1 protein-coding gene is annotated in these 714 nt (G+C 41.7%); it reads right to left on the reverse strand.

The features are described from left to right. Positions 1 to 150: 150 nt before the first annotated feature. Positions 151 to 714 (reverse strand): type A chloramphenicol O-acetyltransferase (gene catA, locus ACOT0L_RS24010; protein ID WP_421637286.1); only part of this gene is annotated, 564 nt, incomplete at its 5' end.

The following is a 714-nucleotide window of genomic DNA, read 5'->3' on the forward strand; positions in this document are numbered from 1 at the left end:
AATGTAAGGCCTTTGAATAAGACAAAAGGCTGCCTCATCGCTAACTTTGCAACAGTGCCTTCTGAAACGAAATTACAGATTACGGTTAAAATATAAAAAAAAGCCACCAATCCTGCCGGATACGGTGGCTTAAATACAGAATTAATTAATTTATTTCAGTATGTTATCACACATCAGCTGAAGTGTATTGATAAACCTTGCTGCATGAAAACCATCACAGACTGCATGATGAACCTGTACAGAAACAGGTAATAGTACGCGGTCACCTTCCTGCTGAAACTTTGCCATTGTAAAAACCGGGGAAAAATAATCATCATTTCCGGTGATATTCAGATTAAATCCGTCAAAACTCACCCAGGGTAACGATGATATATTCAGGTGATTCTCCGGTAAATTTCCCTGCGGAAACAACCTGGTATCATGCTGATATTCTGCTGTTACCGCGTTATAACCCGCCATAAACTCACTGAGATCCGGAAAATAACGGCAGGACAGTGCGGAGAATGTTTCGGTTTCTTTATGAAAGACAGTAAAGACCGGGTCTGACTGTTCCCAGTAAATCAGTTCATTATCTTTCATTGCCATCCGGAACTCCGGAAACTGATTAACAGCCCGGGAGATCAGGTAAATCATCAGCGGATAAAACTTATAACCGGTTTTCGCCAGTGCAGTACGCAAAGCGGTAATATCGAGTTTGGTGGTCAGGCTGAATCC

This window comes from Enterobacter cloacae complex sp. XAL002, assembly GCF_049236805.1.
GTDB lineage: Bacteria > Pseudomonadota > Gammaproteobacteria > Enterobacterales > Enterobacteriaceae > Enterobacter > Enterobacter intestinihominis.